Annotated in this window: 19 protein-coding genes; 10 read left to right on the forward strand and 9 right to left on the reverse strand. The window is 60.3% G+C overall.

The window, feature by feature from the left end; genetic code table 11:
• Positions 1–81 precede the first annotated feature (81 nt).
• On the forward strand, positions 82–1,566 hold the full coding sequence (gene prpD, locus JV201_RS07505; protein WP_219406698.1) for a 2-methylcitrate dehydratase: 1,485 nt from the start codon (positions 82–84) through the stop codon (positions 1,564–1,566).
• 113 nt (positions 1,567–1,679) lie between these two features.
• Here the strand turns inward: prpD and JV201_RS07510 are convergent, their stop codons facing one another.
• The 7 genes from JV201_RS07510 to JV201_RS07540 all read right to left on the reverse strand — a co-directional run bounded on the left by JV201_RS07510 (position 1,680) and on the right by JV201_RS07540 (position 10,429).
• Positions 1,680–3,002 carry an AAA-associated domain-containing protein gene (locus tag JV201_RS07510; protein ID WP_177023062.1) on the reverse strand — a complete coding sequence of 441 codons (1,323 nt, stop codon included), beginning with the start codon at positions 3,000–3,002 and terminating at the stop codon, positions 1,680–1,682.
• A gap of 14 nt (positions 3,003–3,016) precedes the next feature.
• Positions 3,017–4,762, reverse strand: a complete 1,746-nt coding sequence (locus JV201_RS07515; RefSeq protein ID WP_134325938.1) for an ABC transporter permease subunit — start codon at positions 4,760–4,762, stop codon at positions 3,017–3,019.
• A gap of 227 nt (positions 4,763–4,989) precedes the next feature.
• Complete coding sequence (locus JV201_RS07520) at positions 4,990–5,718, reverse strand: alanyl-tRNA editing protein (RefSeq protein WP_003214990.1); 729 nt, start codon at positions 5,716–5,718, stop codon at positions 4,990–4,992.
• A gap of 2 nt (positions 5,719–5,720) precedes the next feature.
• A complete protein-coding gene (locus tag JV201_RS07525; protein WP_003214992.1) occupies positions 5,721–6,713 on the reverse strand; it encodes a serine O-acetyltransferase in 993 nt (330 codons plus the stop codon).
• 22 nt (positions 6,714–6,735) lie between these two features.
• The gene (locus tag JV201_RS07530; protein WP_043225528.1) at positions 6,736–7,650 is read right to left on the reverse strand and encodes a PLP-dependent cysteine synthase family protein; all 915 of its coding nucleotides are present in this window, start codon (positions 7,648–7,650) and stop codon (positions 6,736–6,738) included.
• Positions 7,651–7,674: 24 nt separating this feature from the next.
• Complete coding sequence (gene moeB, locus JV201_RS07535; RefSeq protein ID WP_134325939.1) at positions 7,675–9,534, reverse strand: molybdopterin-synthase adenylyltransferase MoeB; 1,860 nt, start codon at positions 9,532–9,534, stop codon at positions 7,675–7,677.
• 1 nt (position 9,535) lies between these two features.
• Positions 9,536–10,429 carry a DMT family transporter gene (locus JV201_RS07540; protein ID WP_166742189.1) on the reverse strand — a complete coding sequence of 298 codons (894 nt, stop codon included), beginning with the start codon at positions 10,427–10,429 and terminating at the stop codon, positions 9,536–9,538.
• A gap of 150 nt (positions 10,430–10,579) precedes the next feature.
• Here JV201_RS07540 and JV201_RS07545 point away from each other — a divergent pair, with 150 nt between their 5' ends.
• Positions 10,580–12,004, forward strand: a complete 1,425-nt coding sequence (locus JV201_RS07545) for a PLP-dependent aminotransferase family protein (RefSeq protein WP_032899027.1) — start codon at positions 10,580–10,582, stop codon at positions 12,002–12,004.
• A 172-nt stretch (positions 12,005–12,176) separates the two neighbouring features.
• On the opposite strand, the gene JV201_RS07550 is transcribed toward JV201_RS07545, so the two are convergent.
• Positions 12,177–12,995, reverse strand: coding sequence for a pyruvate, water dikinase regulatory protein (locus JV201_RS07550; RefSeq protein ID WP_003215001.1), 819 nt, complete (start codon positions 12,993–12,995; stop codon positions 12,177–12,179).
• A 178-nt stretch (positions 12,996–13,173) separates the two neighbouring features.
• Between JV201_RS07550 and ppsA the strand changes: the two genes are divergently transcribed.
• From ppsA to JV201_RS07590, 8 genes are all read left to right on the forward strand, one after another.
• On the forward strand, positions 13,174–15,549 hold the full coding sequence (gene ppsA / locus JV201_RS07555; RefSeq protein ID WP_003215003.1) for a phosphoenolpyruvate synthase: 2,376 nt from the start codon (positions 13,174–13,176) through the stop codon (positions 15,547–15,549).
• Positions 15,550–15,656: 107 nt separating this feature from the next.
• Positions 15,657–16,646 carry an alpha/beta fold hydrolase gene (locus JV201_RS07560; protein WP_102368362.1) on the forward strand — a complete coding sequence of 330 codons (990 nt, stop codon included), beginning with the start codon at positions 15,657–15,659 and terminating at the stop codon, positions 16,644–16,646.
• A 222-nt stretch (positions 16,647–16,868) separates the two neighbouring features.
• Positions 16,869–17,360, forward strand: coding sequence for a ribonuclease E activity regulator RraA (gene rraA, locus JV201_RS07565; RefSeq protein WP_003215007.1), 492 nt, complete (start codon positions 16,869–16,871; stop codon positions 17,358–17,360).
• A gap of 25 nt (positions 17,361–17,385) precedes the next feature.
• Positions 17,386–18,381: a zinc transporter ZntB gene (locus JV201_RS07570; protein WP_003215009.1), complete on the forward strand. Its 996-nt coding sequence runs from the start codon at positions 17,386–17,388 to the stop codon at positions 18,379–18,381.
• Between the two features lie 86 nt (positions 18,382–18,467).
• On the forward strand, positions 18,468–18,713 hold the full coding sequence (locus tag JV201_RS07575) for a hypothetical protein (RefSeq protein WP_003215011.1): 246 nt from the start codon (positions 18,468–18,470) through the stop codon (positions 18,711–18,713).
• 2 nt (positions 18,714–18,715) lie between these two features.
• Positions 18,716–19,540, forward strand: a complete 825-nt coding sequence (locus JV201_RS07580; RefSeq protein ID WP_008432650.1) for a mechanosensitive ion channel domain-containing protein — start codon at positions 18,716–18,718, stop codon at positions 19,538–19,540.
• An 87-nt stretch (positions 19,541–19,627) separates the two neighbouring features.
• Positions 19,628–20,218, forward strand: coding sequence for an RNA polymerase sigma factor SigX (gene sigX, locus JV201_RS07585; protein ID WP_008432648.1), 591 nt, complete (start codon positions 19,628–19,630; stop codon positions 20,216–20,218).
• A 107-nt stretch (positions 20,219–20,325) separates the two neighbouring features.
• Complete coding sequence (locus JV201_RS07590) at positions 20,326–21,309, forward strand: OmpA family protein (RefSeq protein ID WP_003215016.1); 984 nt, start codon at positions 20,326–20,328, stop codon at positions 21,307–21,309.
• A 60-nt stretch (positions 21,310–21,369) separates the two neighbouring features.
• Here JV201_RS07590 and cobA read toward each other — a convergent pair whose 3' ends face one another.
• Positions 21,370–22,113 (reverse strand): uroporphyrinogen-III C-methyltransferase, encoded by a 744-nt coding sequence (gene cobA, locus JV201_RS07595; RefSeq protein ID WP_003215019.1) that lies wholly within the window; start codon positions 22,111–22,113, stop codon positions 21,370–21,372.
• Positions 22,114–22,119: the final 6 nt, after the last annotated feature.

Genomic DNA, 22,119 nt, shown 5'->3' on the forward strand with positions numbered 1-22,119 from the left:
GCGGCATTCCCACGCAGAGCGTGGGAACGAACACCCTGACCCTGAGGATGGACCACACCTAACCCACTTTGGAGTACTGCCATGAGCGCCAACGTCGACCAGAACAACCGCCCCGACTACGACCAGGTCCTGCAGGACATCGCCGACTACGTACTGAGTTTCAGGATCGAATCCCGCGATGCCCTCGACACCGCCCGCAACTGCCTGATGGACACCCTCGGTTGCGGCCTGCTGGCCCTGCGTTTCCCGGAGTGCACCAAGCACCTGGGGCCGATCGTCGAAGGCACGGTGGTGCCGTTCGGCGCACGGGTGCCGGGCACCTCGTTCCGCCTGGACCCGGTCAAGGCCGCATGGGACATCGGCTGCATCGTGCGCTGGCTCGACTACAACGACACCTGGCTTGCCGCCGAATGGGGTCACCCTTCCGATAACCTCGGTGGCATCCTCGCGGTCGCCGACCATCTCTCGCAAAAACGCCTGGCCAACGGCGAAGCACCGCTGACCGTGCGGGCAGTGCTTGAGGCGATGATCATGGCCCACGAAATCCAGGGTGTGATTGCCCTGGAAAACTCCTTCAACCGTGTCGGCCTTGACCACGTGCTGCTGGTGAAAGTCGCCTCCACCGCCGTCACCGCCAAGCTGATGGGCGCCAACCGTGAGCAACTGCTGTCGGCCCTGTCTCAGGCGTTTGTCGATGGCCAGGCATTGCGTACTTATCGTCATGCGCCGAACGCCGGCTCGCGCAAGTCGTGGGCGGCGGGGGATGCGTCGAGTCGCGGGGTGCGCCTGGCGGATATCGCCATGCGCGGCGAGATGGGCATTCCCGGTGTGTTGAGCGCGCCGCAGTGGGGCTTCTATGACGTGCTGTTCAGCCACACCAACAAGGACCTGGCGCTCAAGCCCGAAGACAAGCGCGCCTTCAGCCTGTCGCAGCCCTACGGCACGTATGTGATGGAGAACGTGCTGTTCAAGATCAGCTTCCCCGCCGAGTTCCACGCACAAACCGCCTGCGAGGCAGCAGTCACCCTGCACCCACAGGTGAAGCACCGCCTGCATGAGATCGACAGGATTGTGATCACCACCCACGAATCGGCGATCCGGATCATCTCCAAGGTCGGGCAGTTGGCCAACGCGGCGGACCGCGACCATTGCCTGCAGTACATGACCGCCGTACCGCTGGCGTTTGGCAATCTGGTGGCCGAGCAATACGAAGATGAATTCCACGCGGCCCATCCGATCATCGATGAGCTGCGCGAAAAGATGGTCATCGTCGAGGAGCCGCGCTACAGCCGCGAATACCTGGAGGCCGACAAGCGCTCCATCGCCAATGCGGTGCAGGTGTTCTTCAAGGATGGTTCCAGCACCGAACAGGTGGCAGTGGAATACCCGATTGGCCACCGTCGCCGTCGGGTGGATGGCATTCCGTTGCTGGAAGACAAGTTCAAGGCCAACCTGGCGACCCGGTTTACCGCGCAGCGCAGTGCCGAGATTTTTGCGCTGTGCAAGGATCAGGCACGGCTTGAGGCCACTGCGGTAAACCGGTTTGTGGACCTGTTCGTCATCTGAAGAACACCACTGGTCAAATGTGGGAGCGGGCTTGCTCGCGAATGCGGTGGATCAGCCATATATGCATTGGCTGACACTCCGCATTCGCGAGCAAGCCCGCTCCCACATTAAACCTACATGCTGCCTTCCACATCATCCAGGCTGAACGTCTCGGTATGGTCGTCATAGGAAAAGATCTCCGCATACCGCCCCCAGGCCACCACGCTTTCCAGGGTTTTCTCCACAAAGGCTTCCGTCATCGAGTCTTCCAGTTCCTGCTCGAAGCGCACCCGTGGCGCCCGGTGGCCGCTGCGCTCAAGCAACACCTGGTGAATGCGCGCGGCCAATGGCACGTGGCGGATCAAGTGTTCGGCGAACAGGGTTTTACGCTCCTGGGTGCCGTAGTCGGCGAACAGTTTGCCGGCATCGGTCAGGGTGATATCGGCACCCTTGAGTTCGGCGAAGCCCAGATGCTCAAGCATCTCCGCCACCGGGAACAGATCGTCGACTTCCAGCAAACGCCGTTCAGCCACGGTCGGCAGGCCGGCGTGGCCATTGTAGGGCTCGGCGGCCAGGGTTTCGATCAGGCCAGCCATCAGGTTGGTGGAGACTTCCGGCAACAGGCTGCCCATTTTCAGCTCAGGCAAACCTCTGCTCGCGTCGGCGCTGCGGCGGTCGGTCATCAGGGCGTAGATGTCGTCGACCATTTGCCGGAAGGTCGGGTCCAGGCGGTTGCGCGGGTGGGCAAACGGCACCTTGATCTCGGCCACCACCCGGCCAGGGTTGGACGACAGCACCAGGATGCGGTCGCACATCAGCACGGCTTCTTCGATGTTGTGGGTCACGATCAGGATCGACTTGATCGGCAGTTGCTTGCCGCTCCACAGATCCAGCAGGTCGGTGCGCAGGGTTTCGGCGGTGAGTACGTCCAGCGCCGAGAACGGTTCGTCCATCAGCAGCAGGGTCGGGTTCACCACCAGCCCGCGGGCGAAACCTACGCGTTGGCGCATGCCGCCGGACAGTTCGCGCGGGTAGGCGTTTTCAAAACCGTCCAGGCCGATCAGGTCGATGGCCGCCAGGGCGCGCCTGCGGGATTCCTTGCGCTCGACCTGCAAGGCTTGCAGGCCGGCCTCGACGTTTTCCAGCACGGTCAGCCACGGGAACAGCGCGAAGGTCTGGAACACCATGGCCACGCCTTCGGCCGGGCCGTTGAGCGGCGCGCCGTTGTAGCGCACTTCGCCCGACGACGGCTGAATCAGCCCGGCGATGATGCGCAGCAAGGTCGACTTGCCCGAGCCGGACCGGCCGAGCATGCCGACAATCTCGCCTTCGTGCAGGCTCAAGTTCACGCCGCTGAGGACTTGCAGCTCGTCTTTACCTTTGCCGAACACCCGGTTCACGTTTTTCAACGAGTAGATTTCCGGAGTGTCGGCGGCATGCTCGGTATAGGTAGTCATCACAGCGAGTCCCATCAATTCAGACGAAGTTTGTTTTCAGCCATGGCGTACATCGGCCGCCACACAGCGCGGTTGAACGCCACCACGAAGATCGACATCACCACCACGCCCAGGGCGATCTTCGGGAAGTCGCCGGCCGCGGTGGTCTGGGCGATGTAGGCGCCCAGCCCGTGTGCGACCACGTTGTCGTGGCCCCAGGACACGTACTCGGACACGATACTGGCGTTCCAGGCACCCCCCGAGGCGGTAATCGCGCCGGTGACGTAGTACGGGAAAATCCCCGGTAGCATCACCTTGCGCCACCACAACCAGCCGCGAATGCGGAAGTTGGCGGCGGCTTCCTTGAAGTCATTCGGGAACGCGCTGGCTCCGGCGATCACGTTGAACAGGATGTACCACTGGGTGCCCAGCACAATCAGCGGGCTCAGCCAGATATCCGGGTTGAGGTTGTAGTGCAGGATCACGATGACGAACACCGGGAACAGCAGGTTCGCCGGGAAGGCCGCAAGGAACTGCGCCAGCGGCTGGATTTTTTCCGCAAGCGCAGGGCGCAAGCCGATCATCACGCCCAGCGGCACCCAGATCAGCGAGGCGATCAGGATCAGGCCAGCCACACGCAGCAGCGTGATGAAGCCCAGCACAAATACGTGGCCGACTTCGGCCAGGGTCACTTCGGTGCCGACGTACTGCACGATGTGGTACAGCGCATAAGCGGCCAGCAGCGCGATGAGTGCGCCCCATACCCAGTCGATCACTTTTGACGCTTTCGGGGTTTCTGCCGGCAGCGCCTTGAGTGCACCGCCCGCCAGGCTGAAGCGCTTGTTGCCAATGCGGCTGATGGCGCGGGTGACAGGCCGCAGGATGCGCTGGACGATGCGCGTGCGCTGGATCAGGTTCAGCAGCCAGGATTGCGGCGCGGCACCCTGGGAGGCGGTGGTCTCCATGCGGAACTTGTCGGCCCAGGCCACCAGTGGGCGGAACAGGAACTGGTCGTACATCAGGATGACCACAATCATCGCCAGGATCACGTAGCCCACGGCGTGCAGGTCTTTCTGGGCAATCGCCAGGGCCAGGTATGAGCCCACGCCCGGCAAGGTGATGGTCTTGTCGCCGACGGTAATGGCCTCGGAGGCGACCACGAAAAACCAGCCGCCGGACATGCTCATCATCATGTTCCACACCAGCCCGGGCATGGCGAAGGGCACGTCGAGCTTCCAGAACCGCTGCCAACCGGAAAGTCGCAGGTTGGTCGACACTTCCACCAGGTCATGGGGCAGCATGCGCAGCGACTGGTAGAAGCTGAACGTCATGTTCCAGGCCTGGCTGGTGAAAATCGCAAAGATGGCCGCGAACTCCGCGCCGAGCACACGCCCGGGGAACAGCAGCAGGAAGAACGTCACTGTGAACGAGATGTAACCCAGTACCGGTACCGATTGCAGGATGTCGAGCACGGGCACCAGCAGTTTCTCGGCGCGCCGGCTTTTGGCGGCCAGGGTGCCGTACAACAGGGTGAACACCAGCGCTGCAACCATCGCCGCCAGCATGCGCATCGTGGTGCGCATCGCGTATTCCGGCAGGTTGGCCGGGTCCAGCGAGATCACTTCACTCTGCAGGGTGGCGATAGGCGCCCAGGTTTCCCGCGCAGTGATGGAGAAAAACAGTAAAAAGCCGATCACCAGGGGCAGGGCGACCAAATCCCAGCGGTTGGGTAGCAAGCGCAATGTGGATGCAGGGATGTAGTGACGGAACACTCTTTTCATAGGCAGTCATTCCTGCAGCGTTCAGGTTCAGGGGCGTGATGGGAGTGAGCTTAGCTGCTGCACGAATGACCCACCGAGAAGGGCGGGCGCTGTTTTCGCGAGTCAGGGGCAACGAGGCGTTGCTGGCGGGATTGTACGTTTCTGAATGTTACAAGCGCATAAATTTGCTGTCAGTTTCCTGTACGAACGGCGACTAGGGCGTCGGCGCCCCGGTCGTCGCTCGGCGGTTATTCAAACCGCAGGATCACCCTGCGATTGTGTTTGCTCTTCTTCTCGATTTTTTCGCAGAACACCCGGCCGATTTCCTCGGTATTGGTCACATGGGTGCCGCCGCAGGGCTGGATATCGATCCCGGCGATTTCAATCACCCGTACTGCCCCCTGGATGACCGGTGGCGCCACCGCCTGGGTGCGAGTGATCTGCAGCAGGGTTGAATACTCCGAGGCGGGCATGGACAGGGTTTTCACCCCATGAGCCTGTTCGATCAAGGCATTGAGGTCACGGGTGATGGTCTCTTTGTCGAGGGTCATTTCCGGCAGGTCGAAATCCAGGCGGCCCTTGTCGGCGCCGATGCTGCAACCGGTCACCGGAGCGTCGATGATCGAGCACAGGAGGTGCAGGCAGGTGTGCATTTTCATGTGCTGGTAGCGACGTTCCCAGTCCAGGCTGGCGTCTACCTGCATCCCGGCGGCCAGTTGCTCGGGGCAGTGTTCTACCTGGTGCCAGATGATCGAGCGCAGCACCGGGTCACGCACGGTGCCGGTGATGTCGACGCGGCTGCCGTCGGGCAGGATGAAATGGCCGGTGTCCCCCGGTTGGCCGCCGCCGGTGGGGTAGAACAGCGTGTGCTCCAGGGCGATTCCCTGTTCGCTGACGGCAATCACCCGCGCACTGAAGGCATTCTGGTAAGGCGCGCTGTCGAACAGCGCGAGGGTTTCCATGGTGTGCACGGACATGTTCAACCTCCGACGATCAGTGGGCTGGCTTGCAGCAGGCGACGAACCATCGCGCTCAAGCCAGGAGGAGATAGCAGGGTGATTTCAAATTCGGGCCCGGTCACTTTCAGGTTCAGCGGCAGGCGCGGCGGGTAGGCGTTGGTTTCGATGTGCCGCAGGCGGAATTGCAGGTGATGACGTTCCTTGACTGTCGGCTCCAGCAGCAGGCCGGGCAGGGGATGAAAGTCAGCGTCCAATACCGTCACCTTGTGGCTGGCGTTGACTTCGCCCACCACGTGCAGGCGTTCGTCGAGGGCAAACGCGCCGAGGTAATTGCTGTGGTCCGACTCATCGTTTTTCTGCAACTGGATCTGGTTGACCACCTTGACCTTGGTGCCGGCCGGCACGTCCTGGGTGATCACGCAGGACGGGCTGATGAACACGTTGTCACCGATCAGCACGTAACCGAGCACCCGCGCGCCGGAGCCGACTTCCACGTTGTTGCCCAGCCGCGGGTGGCGCTTGCCGTCCGGGTTGTTGGCGATGCCCCGGGCGCCGAGGGTCACGCCGCAGAGGATGTAGCAGTCGTTGCCGATCTCGCAGGTTTCACCGATGACCGTGCCGTAACCGTGGTCCAGCACAAAGCGCCGGCCGATCCGCGCCGCGGGGTGAATTTCGGCGCCGGACAGGATCTTGCCCTGGTTGCTCAGCTTCAGGGCGATGGCGGAAAACACGCCGTTGTTCTTGTCCGGGAAATTCCACACCAGGTGGGCCAGGCGGTAATACAGCACGGCCTTGAACGAGGCGTAGGACTCCAGGATCAGCTCTCCGCGCCCACGGGACGCCGGGTCGCGCCAGGCATAGGCGATCAGGTCTTCGGCCACCGCCTGGGCCGCCGCCTGGATCAGCGGCGCGAGATGCGCCTCCAGCTGCTTCAACTGCGCAGGCGTAAGCGTGGTGATGAGGTGGGTGAGCAACTCATCGTGCAGTTGTTGCATGTCGATAAAGCCCCCCATGGAGGCACCCCCGCAATAGTTGTTATTCAAAACAGGGCAGATAGCTGTCGGCACTGTCGTAGACCATGGTCAGCACGACGGTGTCGGTGGGCAGCTCCGGCGCCAGCTTGGCGATGGCTACCATGTTGGCGGCCGACGACAGCCCGAGGCTGATGGCGTCGGTGCGCATGATGCGTTTGATCATGTCGAGGCATTCCTGGCGCGACACCTTGAGCATTCCGTCAATGATCGCGACGTTGAGAATGCTCGGGATCAAGCCGATCGACAGGCCCTGGATATGGTGCGGCGCATGGCGGTCGCTGAGCAGGTCGCACTCTTCCGGCTCCACCCCCATCACGCGGATCGCCGGCCAGGTGCTCTTGAGGGTTTCGCCGATGCCGGTGATATGGCCCCCGGTGCCGATGCCGCTGACGAAGTAGTCCACACGCAGCTCGCCGAAGGCGCGGATGATTTCCCGGGCGGTGGTGTCACGGTGGGTCTGCGGGTTGGCGCCGTTGCGCTGCTGGTTGAGCATCACGTAGCTGGGGTTTTCCAGCTGCAGCTCCATGCACTTTTCGCCGTGGGAATTGTTGCCCAGGCGGCTGTCCGACAGCACCACCCTGGCGCCGTACAGGCGCAGCAGTTTCTGCTTCTCGGGGCTGTAGTTGTCGGGGATCACCAGCACCACTTTGTAGCCCAGCACGTTACCGGCCATCACCAGGCCGATGCCGGTGTTGCCACCGCTGGGCTCGATGATGGTCTGGCCTGAGCCACGAATCAGAATGCCCCGGCGCTCGGCGTCGAGGATCATGCCCAGGGCGATGCGTGCCTTGTGGCTACCGCCGGGGTTGAGGGATTCCAGCTTGGCGTAGACCTCGATGCCGAGGTCTTCGGAAAACTGTTCCAGGCGCACGATGGGCGTTTGGCCAATGGCGTCGAGTATCGAGTTATGCAACATCAAGTAAGAGCCCATGGCCGCTGATCAGTACAAAGGCATGTCGGGTTCGACGTCGCGAACCCAGTGTTTCATGCCACCTTGCAGTACTTTGGTGTTGGCGAATCCGGCGGCCAGCAAGGTACTGGCGGCTTGCTCCGCGCGGGTCCCGGCGTAGCAGATGAGGTAGTGGGTGTTGTCGCGGCTGAGGTTGGCGAGTTGCCCGTCGAGCTCGGCCAGCGGGATGTGCACCACCCCCGGCAACTTGCACACTTCCAGCTCGCTGGCGTCCCGCACATCCAGCAGTACGTCGGCCTTGCTGTGTTGCTCGAGCAGTTGCTTGAGCACCCGCGGCTTGATGTAGCGTTCTTCGGCCAGGGAAGGTTGGCTTGGCAGGGCGTCGGCGCAGACGGCGGGGGCGATGGTTTGGCTGTGGCGCAGTTCCGAGCAGCAAGGGCAGTCGGCGCGGCGCTTGAAGCGGATCTCGCTGAACTTCATCGCCAGCGCATCAAAGCGCATCAGCCGGCCCGAGAGTGGTTCGCCAATGCCGATCAGCAGCTTGATCGCCTCGGTGGCCTGGATCATCCCGACCACCCCGGGTAATACGCCGATGACCCCGCCGGCGCTGCAGTTGGGCGCCAGTTCCGCCGGTGGTGCCTGGGGAAACAGGCAGCGATAGCACGGCCCGCCTTTATAGTTGAGCACGCTGATCTGCCCGTCGAAGCGGTAGATGGCGCCGTACACCAACGGCTTGCCCAACTGCACGCAAGCGTCGTTGACCAGGTAGCGGGTTTCGAAATTGTCGGTGCCGTCGATCACCAGGTCATAGGCGCCCACCAGTTCCAGGGCGTTGTCGGTGTTGAAGGCGGTGTCGTAGGTGTTGATCTGGATGTGGCTGTTGAGGTCCTGCAAGCGCTGCTTGGCGGACTCGACCTTGGGCAGGCCCAAGGTGCTGTTGCCGTGGACGATCTGGCGTTGCAGGTTGCTGCTTTCCACCACGTCGAAATCCACCAGCCCCAGGGTGCCGATGCCGGCTGCCGCCAGGTACAGGCTAATGGGCGAACCGAGGCCGCCGGTGCCGATGATCAGCACGCGGGCTTTCTTCAGGTTCAACTGGCCTTCGCGGCCGACGCCGGGCAGGGTGATGTGGCGCACATAGCGCTGCACTTCTTCGTTGCTCAGTTGGTCGACGTCCATGCCGCCGGAAGTGGCCAGCAACACTTCGATTTTGGCTTTTTCGGGCAACCGGTCGTTGGCGTCGATCAGTTCCTCTTCGGCGGTGAACAGGAAGTGTTCCTTGAGCTGGTTGTTCTCGTAGAGCAGGTGCGCCCGCAATTGCGGGTGCTCGATGCAGAGGTTTTCAATGACTTCGCGCAATGTCGATCCGGCACCCTCGAGGGTCGATGCTGGCAGCTTGGCCACGCGGACCAGGATGTCGGGGAAAGAGACAGCGTTCATGCACAACTCCGTTTGCAGGTCGTTGAAGGGTTTTTGGGCGAAGTGTTTGCCATCCCAGGCAAACAGCTTGGAACCTTGGGTCTTGCCCTGGCGAACATCCACCACCAGGTAGCTTACGGGGTAGATCGGCTCGCCCATGAAAAGGGCCTTGTCCTGGTCTTCGTCGCTGAAATACGCGCCGACGTCAGGGTGGGAGTGGTAGATCACCACCACCGGGTTATCACTGCGAAACGCCTTGTTCATCATCAGCGTGTCGGCCACCGAAAAGGTGTAGCCGTTGGCGGCGCTGCGTGAATACATATCCGGGTTCTTGCTGTGCAGCTCGTTCTGGATGTTGCTGCCCAGGTACACGCTGCCATCGGCGAAAACGAAACCGCAGCATTCCTCGGGGTAGCTGCGGTCGGCGTGGGCGTAGATCTGCTCCAGTGCGCTTGGGCTCAGGACCTTCATCTCAGTTTTTCTTCGCCAGGAGCTTTTCGATGGGCAGCTTGGTGATGGCAAAGCCGGCCAGCAGGATCGCCGAATACATCATCAGGTCCCTGGAAATCTGCACGCCCTCGTACCAGGCCCCGATGATCACCGCGAACACCGGGAAGATGATGAACACGAAGGACAAAATGATCGGGCTCAGGCGCTTTAGCAGCATGAAATACACGATAAAACCGCCCACCGAGGCCACCAGCCCGAGGTAGAACAGCGCACTCCAGGACCGCAGGGTGATGTCTTCAAAGGTCGGGGTTTCAAACCACAGCCCGGCGACAAACAGCATCAACCCGGCGATGCCGATGGGCAGGGTGTTGTAGGTGATCACGCTGATGGCACTGCCTTGTTTCTTGGTAATCACGTAGCACAAGGCATGCATGATCGCCGCAGCCAGGATCGCCAGCACGCCGAAGAACTCGGCGTGGTCCAGGTGCAGGCCCTGGCTCTTGATGATCATGTACAGGCTGCCGAACCCGATGGCGATACCGATCACCTGGGAAAAGTAGATGCGCTCGCGCAGGAACAGCGCGGAGAAAATCAGGATAAACACCGGCATGCAGCTGAACAGCAGCGCGGTGAGGCCGGACGAGACATGCATTTCGCCGTAGTTGAGCAGGTAATACGGAACGCTGAAGTAGGACAGCGTCACAAACACGAAGAACCAGCGGCTTTCCCGGGGAAACAGGATCGGCTCGCGGCGCACCCAGGCGAAACACAGGAACAGCGGAAACGCGATCAGGAACCGCAGCCCGGCGGAGGTCAGCGGTGGCACGCTTTCCACGGCGATCTTGATGCCCAGCCAGGTAGTGCCCCAGCTGAGACACACGATCAGGAACATCACACTGGTAATCAGCCCGGCCAACCACTGCTTGTGAGTTTTTGTTTTTCCAGCATTTTCGAGAACGGCGGACATTGGCATCGTGACATTGCTTCCATGAGACCGAATTGACCTCTATATTGAGTGCCATGATTCGGTGATTGAACCCGTAAAAGCACACTATTAGGGCGAATGATGGCTGTCAAAACAAATATTGACATGGTGTCAATTATGCGAGAAGGACTCTCCAACGGGCAGGGCGTGAAGTACAAGCGCCTGTCCGATGTCATGGAGCGAGGCATCCTTGAAGGCTTGATTGAACCGGGAAGAAAACTGCCGCCTCATCGGGTGCTTTCCGACAATCTGGGGGTCACCATTGGCACCATCAGCCGCGCCTACGGTGAGCTGGAACGCCTGGGGCTGGTAGTTGCGCGGGTGGGCGACGGCACTTTCGTACGCAAGCGTGGGATGGAGCGCCAGCGGGATGAAGGCTTTCGCAACTTCAGCGACGAGCCGCGACAATACTTTGATATGAGCCGCAACATGCACATCCCCGGGCAGGAGACCACGTTTCTGGCCCAGAGCTTCCAGACGCTGGCGAACAACGCCAAGTTCTTGCAGGACATCAGTGCCTACACCCCGGATGCCGGGCTGCCGCGTTACCGGGCGGCGGGTGCGCAGTGGCTGGTGCAGCGGGATTTCCACCCGATTCCCGAGCAGGTGATTTGCGTGAACGGCGGCCAACATGGGTTGCTCTGCGCAATGATGGCGCTGTTGCGAGCCGGCGATACGGTGGTGACCGAACAGTTGACCTATCCGGGGTTGATCACCGCCGCGCGCATGCTGGGCATTCGCCTGATCGGCCTGGAAATGGATGAAGAAGGGCTGCTGCCGGGGGCGCTGGATGAAGTCTGCCGCAATCACCGGGTGTCGGCGTTGTACTGCACGCCGACCATCCAGAATCCTACGACGGCGGTGCTGTCGGTCGCGCGCCGTGAGGCATTGGTGAAGGTCTGTCGGGAACACAACCTGCTGATTCTTGAGGACGAGGCCCACGGTGTGCTGGTGGAAGACCGTCCGCCGCCCCTGAGTCATTTTGCTCCGGAGCGTACGATTCTGATCAGCAGCCTGAGCAAGGCGGTATCGGCAGGCTTGCGCGTTGGGTACGTGCATGCACCGCCGGCGCTGGTCAGCCGGATTTCTGCGGCCCTGCGTTCCACCTGCTGGATGGCCACGCCGGTCACCCTGGAACTGGCGACCCAGTGGATCGAAAACGGCACGGCGGAACACCTGTTGCACCAGCAGATCCAGGAAATCAGCCGCCGCAAGGCACTGGTGGAAGGTTTGTTGATCGGGCTGGAGTACCGCACTCACCTGAACAGCCCGCACTTCTGGATCGAAGTCCCGGAGCCATGGCGCGCGTCGGAAATCGAAGCGGAGTTAAAGCAGAACAATTACCTGATTGCGACAGCCGAAGCGTTCGCGGTGGGGCAGACGGCGGTGCCGCAATTCATTCGGGCGAGCATCTGCAATACGTCGGGGGATGATCAGTTGCTGCTGGATGGGTTCGATGCGCTGGCGACGGCGCTGGGGCAGGGTGGGGGGCGGTTTCATCTGTGAACCAACAGCTTGTTGTGAACATGGCCCCTGTGGCGAGGGAGCTTGCTCCCGCTGGGCTGCGAAGCAGCCCCAAAGCCATTCACTAAATACCAGTCGTCTGGTTTGCGACTGCTGCGCAGTCGAGCGGGAGCAAGCTGCCTCGCCACACAAGCACGTTGGCCAGAGCGCGGAGTTACTTGAACCGCCGCTCCACCCCTTTCTCCACCAGAATCTTCGCCGAAATCTCTTCCACCGAAAAATGCGTGGAATTGATGTGCGCAATATTTTCCCGGCGGAACAGATTTTCCACCTCCCGCACTTCAAATTCGCACTGCGCATAGCTGGAGTAACGGCTATTGGGCTTGCGCTCGTTGCGAATCGCCGTCAGGCGGTCCGGGTCGATGGTCAGCCCGAACAGCTTGTGCTGGTGCGCGCGCAGGGCGCTCGGCAGCGTCAGGTGCTCCATGTCGTCTTCGGTCAGCGGGTAGTTGGCCGCGCGAATCCCGAACTGCATGGCCATATAAAGGCAGGTCGGCGTCTTGCCGCAGCGGGACACGCCCACCAGGATCAAATCAGCCTTGTCGTAGTAGTGGGTGCGGGCGCCGTCGTCGTTGTCGAGGGCGAAGTTCACCGCCTCGATCCGCTCCATATAGTTGGAGTTATGGCCAATGGAGTGAGATTTTCCGACAGAGTATGACGAATGTTCACTTAACTCTTGTTCCAGCGGCGCCAGGAAGGTAGAGAAGATGTCGATCATGAAACCATTGGAGGTGGCGAGGATCTCACGAATGTCCTGATTGACGATGGTGTCGAAAATGATCGGACGAAATCCGTCTTTTTCGGCCGCCAGATTGATTTGTTGTACCATGGCTCGCGCTTTATCCACGCTATCGATATAGGGTCGCGTGAATTTGCTGAAGGTAATGTTTTCGAACTGCGCCAGCAGGCTTTGACCCAGGGTTTCGGCTGTAATGCCGGTGCCGTCGGAGATAAAGAAAGCAGATCGTTTCATTTGAGCCTTGGGCCTTAAGCTGATGACGAATCTTGGATATGATAGGCGCGATTTTGCCGTCCCGCAGTGGGCCGCATTCTCACTTATTTTCCAGGTCCAGGCCACAAACGCCGGTAACCGCTCCTACTGAGCCGCCGGCGTCCTGAGCTTTTCCAACACAGAAAGTGGAGAGATCACCTTGGTAGAGTACGTAGTTTCCCTCGATAAGCTCGGCGTCCATGATGTAGAGCACGTAGGGGGCAAGAACGCATCCCTGGGCGAGATGATCAGTAATCTTGCGGGTGCCGGTGTATCGGTGCCAGGTGGTTTTGCCACCACTGCCCAGGCTTACCGTGATTTCCTCGAGTTGAGCGGCCTCAACGATCAGATCCATGCCGCCCTCGATGCGCTGGACGTCGATGACGTCAACGCCCTGGCCAAGACTGGCGCCCAGATCCGTCAATGGATCATGGAAGCCGAATTCCCCGAGAAGCTCAACGCCGAGATCCGCACCGCGTTTGCCACGCTGTCGGCCGGTAACCCCGACATGGCTGTCGCCGTGCGCTCCTCGGCCACCGCCGAAGACCTGCCGGACGCCTCCTTTGCCGGCCAGCAAGAAACCTTCCTGAACATCCGCGGCGTGGAAAACGTGATCCGCGCAGCCAAGGAAGTGTTTGCCTCCCTCTTTAACGACCGTGCTATTTCCTACCGCGTACACCAGGGTTTCGACCACAAGCTGGTGGCCCTGTCTGCCGGTGTGCAGCGCATGGTGCGTTCGGAAACCGGCACCGCCGGCGTGATGTTCACCCTGGACACCGAATCGGGCTTCCGCGACGTGGTGTTCATCACCGGCGCCTACGGCCTCGGCGAAACCGTCGTACAAGGCGCGGTGAACCCGGACGAATTCTACGTCCACAAACACACCCTTGAAGCCGGCCGCCCGGCCATCCTGCGCCGCAACCTGGGCAGCAAGGCGATCAAGATGATCTACGGCGACGAGGCCAAGGCCGGTCGCTCGGTGAAAACCGTTGATGTCGACAAGGCCGAACGCGCGCGTTTCTGCCTGACCGACGCCGAAGTCAGCGAACTGGCCAAACAAGCGATGATCATCGAGAAGCACTACAAGTGCCCGATGGACATCGAATGGGCCAAGGACGGCGACGACGGCAAGCTTTACATCGTCCAGGCCCGCCCTGAGACCGTGAAGAGCCGCACCTCGGCCAACGTCATGGAACGCTACCTGTTGAAAGAAACCGGCACCGTGCTGGTGGAGGGCCGTGCCATCGGCCAGCGCATCGGCGCCGGCAAGGTGCGGATCATCAAGGACGTGTCCGAGATGGACAAGGTCCAGCCAGGCGACGTGCTGGTCTCCGACATGACCGACCCGGACTGGGAACCGGTGATGAAGCGCGCCAGCGCCATCGTCACCAACCGTGGCGGGCGTACCTGCCACGCGGCGATCATCGCCCGCGAGCTGGGGATTCCGGCAGTGGTCGGTTGCGGTAACGCCACCCAACTGTTGAAAGACGGCCAGGGCGTGACCGTGTCCTGCGCTGAAGGCGACACCGGCTTCATCTTCGAAGGTGAGCTGGGCTTCGATATCAAGCAAAACTCCATCGACGCCATGCCCGACCTGCCGTTCAAGATCATGATGAACGTCGGCAACCCGGACCGCGCCTTCGATTTCGCGCAATTGCCGAACGCCGGTGTGGGCCTGGCCCGCCTGGAGTTCATCATCAACCGCATGATCGGTGTGCACCCCAAGGCCCTGCTGAACTACGACGGCCTGCCGCCGGACATCAAGGAAAGCGTCGACAAGCGCATCGCCGGCTACAACGACCCGGTGGGCTTTTACGTCGAGAAGCTGGTGGAAGGCATCAGCACCCTGGCAGCGGCGTTCTACCCGAAAAAGGTCATCGTGCGCCTGTCGGACTTCAAGTCCAACGAGTACGCCAACCTGATCGGCGGCAAGCTTTACGAGCCGGAAGAAGAAAACCCGATGCTGGGCTTCCGTGGCGCCTCGCGCTACATCAGCGAAGCCTTCCGCGACTGCTTCGAGCTGGAATGCCGTGCCCTCAAGCGCGTGCGCAACGAGATGGGCCTGACCAACGTCGAAATCATGGTGCCGTTCGTGCGCACCCTGGGTGAAGCGAGCCAGGTGGTGGACCTGCTGGCTGAAAACGGCCTGTCCCGTGGCGAGAACGGCCTGCGCGTCATCATGATGTGCGAGCTGCCATCCAATGCCATCCTGGCTGAAGAATTCCTGGAGTTCTTCGACGGCTTCTCCATCGGTTCCAACGACCTGACTCAGCTGACCCTGGGCCTGGACCGCGACTCCGGGATCATCGCCCACCTGTTCGACGAGCGTAACCCTGCGGTCAAGAAGCTGCTGGCCAACGCCATCCAGGCGTGCAACAAGGCCGGCAAGTACATCGGGATCTGCGGCCAAGGCCCTTCCGATCACCCGGACCTGGCCAAGTGGCTGATGGAGCAGGGCATCGAAAGCGTCTCGCTGAACCCCGATTCCGTACTGGAAACCTGGTTCTTCCTGGCTGAAGGTCAAGCCCAGGCGTAACACGCAACACCCAAAAGTGCCGGTCAACCTTGCGGTTGGCCGGCATTTCTCATTCTGTACAGGGCGGAACTCCTTCCGGACGCCGCCCTTTTTTGTGCAAGAGCATTATGCAAAGCAGCAGCAACCTGTTTCCCGTCGCCTTGATCAGCGCTGAGCGTCGTGGCGACCTGAGTGAAGATGTGTATCGGCTGAAACCCGGCAACAGCCCTGACGGTACCGTCGAGCTGGCCGTGACCCGCCTGGGCCTGGCTGACGTCCCGGAAAACCGGGGCGTGCCGGTGGTTTTGTTGCATGGCAGTTTTTCCAACCGCCGCTTCTGGTACTCGCCCAAGGGGATCGGCCTGGGCGCCTACCTGGCGCGCGAAGGGTTTGACGTCTGGATCCCGGAAATGCGCGGTCACGGGCTGTCCCGGCGCAATCAGGACTACGCCAGGAATCGTGTCGCCGACTATGCTCGCTACGACTTGCCGGCCATTGCCGCCTTCGTGCGTGAGCAAAGCGGGCAGATTCCCCACTGGATCGGGCATTCCCTGGGTGGCACAACCCTGGCTGCGGCCCTGGGTGGGCAGCACCTTGGCGCGCCGGCAGTGGCCTCGGTGGCGCTGTTTGGCTGCCAGGTCAGTCGCACGCATTGGCCGTTGAAGTTGCCACCGGTGGAGTGGACCGGTCGCCTGCTCTTGAAACGTTTCGGCCAATTGTCCGGCGCTCGGTGGAAACGCGGCCCGGAGGACGAGCCGGCGGGCGTATTGATTGAAGCCATGCGCTGGAATGGGCTGTTCGGCCGCTTTGGCGAAGGTAAGCAGGATTGGTGGAAAGGCCTGGCCGAGGTTGACGTGCCGCTGTTGGCGGTGAGCGCCGCCGGCGATCACCAGGACCCGGACTGGGCCTGTCGCAAGCTCTTTGAGCAGGTCGGCTCCGAGCATCGCCAATACCTGTGCCTGGGGCGCCAGCAAGGGTTCAGCGGGAATTTCGGGCATGTCGAGATGCTCGTCAGCAAGGCCGCCCAGGCTGAAGTGTGGCCGCTGGTGACGCGCTGGTTGAAAAATCCGCTTACACCTTTGCTGGGGGCGCAGGCGCAGGAACTGGCAGCGGTTTGAGCGCAAGGCTCTATCAGGGGCGTTTCGCTTGTTTGCCGTAGAGGCTAAGATATGACGCGTTGGGTGGTTCTGGTCATATTCAGTCGCGCAGTGGGTCTTGCGTTGCTATCCGATGGGCCTGACTATTCGGCCCGGATTAAAGAACCTTCATGGCAAAGCGTTTCCAGATGTAAGTAAACAGTGGGATGTTTGACACCTTCTTTCACCTACAGGAGTTTCTCGATGAACCATTACCTTACCCCCGACCTGTGTGACGCCTATCCGGAGCTGGTGCAGGTGGTTGAGCCGATGTTCAGCAATTTCGGCGGCCGGGACTCCTTTGGTGGCGAGATCGTGACCATCAAGTGCTTTGAAGACAATTCCCTGGTCAAGGAACAAGCCGAGCTCAATGGGGCCGGCAAGGTGCTGGTGGTCGATGGTGGAGGTTCCCTGCGCCGCGCGTTGCTGGGCGACATGATCGCCGAGAAAGCCGCGAAAAACGGCTGGGAAGGGCTGGTGATCTACGGCTGCATCCGCGATGTCGACGTGATCGCCCAGACCGACCTGGGCGTGCAGGCCCTGGCCAGCCACCCGATGAAGACTGACAAGCGCGGTATTGGCGATTTGAACGTGGCGGTGACATTCGCCGGCGTGACCTTCCGCCCGGGTGAGTACGTGTACGCCGACAATAACGGCGTGATCGTCTCCCCCAGCCCGCTGAAGATGCCTGAATAAACAGCAGTAGCCGACAGGGGTGAGGATGTTCGAGGAAGAAAACGCGCAGTGGGGGCTGGTGCATGCCCTGGTGCTGGACGGTAAAGGTGGTGCGCGTTCGATTGCCCGGACAGAGCTTGATGAGCTGCAACTGCAGCCTCAGGAAAGCCTGTGGCTGCATTGGGACCGCAGCCATCCCCAGACCCAGACCTGGTTGCGCAAATCCAGCGGCCTCAGCGAATTCGCCTGTGACCTGCTGCTGGAGGAGAACACTCGCCCACGCCTGTTGCCGCTGCCGGATGCCGAACTGCTGCTGTTTTTGCGCGGGGTCAACCTCAATCCCGGCGCCGAACCGGAAGACATGGTCTCGGTGCGGATCTTTGCCTCGGCAGCGCGGGTGATTTCCCTGCGTTTGCGCCCATTGCGCGCCACCGACGAGTTGCTGGTGCAACTGGCAGACGGCAAAGGGCCGAAGACTTCCTCGGAGCTGGTCCTGTATATGGCGCAGTACCTGACCAACAAGGTTCAGGATCTGGTCAGCGACTTGTCCGAAATCGTCGATATCGAAGAAGAAAAACTGGATGCCGACGAACGGTATACTCCGGAGCACGGCAGCGTTTTGCAGATCCGTCGGCGCGCCGCCGGGCTTAAACGTTTCCTGTCGCCGCAGCGGGATATTTTCGCGCAGTTGACCCGGATCAAATTGCCCTGGTTCTGTGACGACGATGCTGACTACTGGAACGAATTGAACAACAGCCTGACCCGCTACCTGGAAGAGCTTGAGCTGGCCCGGGAGCGCGTGGGGCTTGTGCTGGAGACCGAAGACCGGCGTTTGAGCCTGCGCATGAACCGCACCATGTACCGCTTCGGGATCATCACCGGGATCTTCCTGCCGATGAGTTTCCTGACCGGTTTGCTGGGCATCAATGTAGGCGGAATTCCGTTCTCTTCCAGCCCTTACGGGTTCCTGATTGCCTGCCTGATGATGGTCACGGTGGCGGTCGGGCAATGGTGGTTGTTTCGACGGTTACGTTGGGTTTGAGCTGAATGTGACCTGAACGTGGAAAGAGGTCATGTGACCCGAAGAATTTTACCCTCGTCTTTTAAATCACTTGCGAGAGGTTTTTTATGCACGATCCGTTCGAACAGTCTTTGCGTGACATGCTCAATGCCTCGCCGTCCAACCGGGACGACGATGCTTGCCTGGGTCGCGTCTTGAAAACCGCCAACCGCCAGGTCGGGGCGGGGGATCTGTTCGGTCTGCTTGGCCGCTGGTTGCCGGCGTTGATGATGGCCTTGAACAATGGTTCGGCCCATGTCTCACCGGTTTCCCGTCGTAAACCTCTTGCTCGCACTGCTGATAAGGCTGAATGAATATGGAACTCGATCTCTGGACCCAGAGTCTGGTAACTGCAATGACTGCGTTGTGGACCAAGGTGGCGAATTTCATTCCCAACCTGTTTGGTGCACTGGTGGTGGTACTGCTGGGTTTTGTCGTGGCCAAGCTGCTTGACACCCTGCTTTCCAAGTTGCTGGCTAAGCTGGGTCTTGATCGATTGATGGGTGGCACCGGCCTGACCAAGATTTTGGGGCGTGCCGGGTTGCAAGTGCCGATCTCGACCCTGATCGGCAAGATCGTTTATTGGTTTGTTTTGCTGATTTTTCTGGTTTCTGCGGCTGAATCCCTTGGACTTGAGCGAGTTTCAGCTACGCTCGACATGCTGGCGCTGTATTTGCCGAAAGTATTCGGTGGCGCGCTGGTGTTGCTGGTAGGGGTTTTGCTGGCGCAACTGGCCAATGGCCTGGTGCGTGGCGCGGCTGAAGGCGTGGGTCTGGATTACGCCAGCGGCCTGGGGCGAATTGCCCAGGGTCTGGTGATTATCATCAGTATTTCGGTCGCGATCAGCCAGCTGGAGGTCAAGACTGACCTGCTGAACCATGTGATTGTGATTGTTTTGATTACCGTTGGTCTGGCCGTTGCGCTGGCCATGGGACTGGGAAGCCGGGAAATTGCCGGGCAGATTCTTGCGGGAATCTATGTGCGTGAGCTATATCAGGTTGGGCAACAAGTGCGTGTGGGCGAGGTCGAAGGGCAGATCGAGGAGATCGGCACGGTCAAGACGACAGTGCTGACGGACGATGGCGAACTGGTTTCGCTTTCGAACCGGATCCTGCTGGAACAGCATGTGACTAGCCGCTAACCCGGCGAATCCTGCTAATGTACGCCGCCGCAAACCTGGGTATCCAGGCCATGGCGGACATTGACCTGACTGTCGGCACGACTTGTTTTGAATAAAGCCCAAACGCTGTCCACGCGCTATGACCCCCGTGAGCTCTCTGATGAGGAGTTGGTCGCGCGCGCGCACACGGAGCTGTTTCACGTAACACGCGCGTACGAAGAATTGATGCGCAGGTATCAACGCACTCTGTTCAACGTTTGTTCAAGGTATTTAGGGAACGATAGAGATGCGGATGATGTCTGTCAGGAAGTGATGCTCAAGGTGCTATACGGCCTGAAGAACTTCGAGGGAAAATCGAAGTTCAAGACATGGCTCTATAGCATCACGTACAACGAGTGCATCACGCAGTATCGGAAGGAACGGCGAAAGCGTCGCTTGATGGATGCTTTGAGTCTGGACCCCCTTGAGGAAGCGTCTGAGGAAAAGGCGCCTACCCCGGAAGAAAAGGGCGGACTCGATCGCTGGTTGGTGCATGTGAATCCGATTGATCGGGAAATTCTGGTGCTACGATTTGTCGCAGAGCTGGAGTTTCAGGAGATCGCTGACATCATGCATATGGGTTTGAGTGCTACAAAAATGCGTTACAAACGCGCTCTTGATAAATTACGTGAGAAATTTGCGGGCAGCACTGAAACTTAGTGCGTGGCAAATATCTCTTACGTGTAGGCAAGTTCTGTTAGACTTGTCGCCGAGTTGTCCCCCGGTATGTGGGACTGCTTTACAATCACCAGATGGGGATTTAACGGATGAAACTGAAAAACACCTTGGGCTTGGCCATTGGTACTCTTATTGCTGCCACTTCTGTCGGCGCTCTGGCACAAGGCCAAGGCGCAGTTGAAGGCCAGCTGTTTTACAAAAAGCAGTTCAACGATAGCGTCAAACATATCGAAGACGGCTTCAATCCTGGCGCCAGCATCGGTTACTTCCTGACCGACGACGTGTCGATCAACCTGAACTACGACACTACCAACCACACCCGTTCGAACGACGGTACTGGCAACCAGAAGATCAAAGGTGATACCGGCAGCGTTACTGCCCAGTACCACTTCGGTCAAGCTGGCGTCGACTCCCTGCGTCCATACGTAGAGGGCGGTTTCGGCCACCAGAGCCGTACCAACGTTGAAGCTGATGGTCACAAAGGTCGCGATCAATCGACCCTGGCTATCGCTGGCGCTGGTGTGAAGTACTACTTCACCGACAACCTGTTCGCACGTGCTGGTGTTGAAGCTGACTACGCTATCGACAACGGCAAGTGGGACTATTCCGCACTGGTTGGCCTGGGCGTAAACTTCGGCGGCAACGCTGGCAAAACTGCTCCAGCTCCTACCCCAGCACCAGCTCCAGAGCCAACCCCAGAGCCAGAAGCTCCGGTTGCTCAGGTTGTTCGTGTTGAGCTGGACGTGAAGTTCGACTTCGACAAGTCGGTTGTTAAGCCTAACAGCTACGGCGACGTGAAAAACCTCGCTGACTTCATGAAACAGTACCCACAAACCACCACCGTTGTTGAAGGTCACACTGACTCCGTCGGTCCTGACGCTTACAACCAGAAGCTGTCCCAGCGTCGTGCTGACGCTGTTAAGCAAGTCCTGGTCAAAGACGGTATCGCTCCTAACCGTGTAAGCTCGGTTGGTTATGGCAAATCCCGCCCAGTTGCTGACAACGCAACTGAAGCTGGCCGTGCTATCAACCGTCGCGTAGAAGCCTCGGTAGAAGCACAAGCAGCTCAGTAATTACTGAGTTGTAGAAAAAAGCCCGGCTTAGGCCGGGCTTTTTTTCGCCTGTAATTTGCCTCAGGCCGTGGCGCTGGCCAGGGCCGCAAGCGCCTGCGTCGCTTGCGCAACCCGGCCAATCACCAGGATAGCCGGGCTCTTGAGCGCGAATTCGTGCGCATCATCCTGCATCCGGGCGAGGCTGCTGCGGCATTCGCGCTGTTGTGGCAGTGAAGCGTTTTCAATCATCGCCACCGGCATGTCATCGCTCATGCCACCTTCCAGCAATTGCCGGCGGATTTCCCCCAGTTTCGCCACCCCCATATAGATCACCAGCGTCGTGCCGCCCTCGGCCAGGGCCCGCCAATTGAGGCTGCTGTCGTCCTGGGTATGGGCCGTGACCAACGTGACGCCACGGCTGACACCGCGCAACGTTAGCGAGATATCGCAGTTCGTTGCCCCGGCCAGCCCTGCCGTAATGCCGTTGACCAACTCCACTTCCACCCCTTGCTGCCTGAGCCACGCCGCCTCTTCGCCGCCGCGACCAAAAATGCACGGGTCTCCGCCCTTGAGCCGCACCACGCATTTACCCTGCCGGGCATAACGCAACATCAGGCGATGGATAAACGCCTGTGGGGTGGAACGGCAGCCACCGCGTTTGCCCACGGTGATCAGCCGTGCAGCGGGGCAATGCTCCAGCAGCGCCGGGTTGACCAGATCATCGATCAGCACCACATCGGCTTCCCGCAGGGCTCTCACCGCCTTGAGTGTCAGCAGTTCCGGATCGCCGGGGCCTGCGCCCACCAGCCAGACTTTTGCGCTCATATGCTT

Source organism: Pseudomonas sp. Colony2 (assembly GCF_019382755.1).
Lineage (GTDB): Bacteria > Pseudomonadota > Gammaproteobacteria > Pseudomonadales > Pseudomonadaceae > Aquipseudomonas.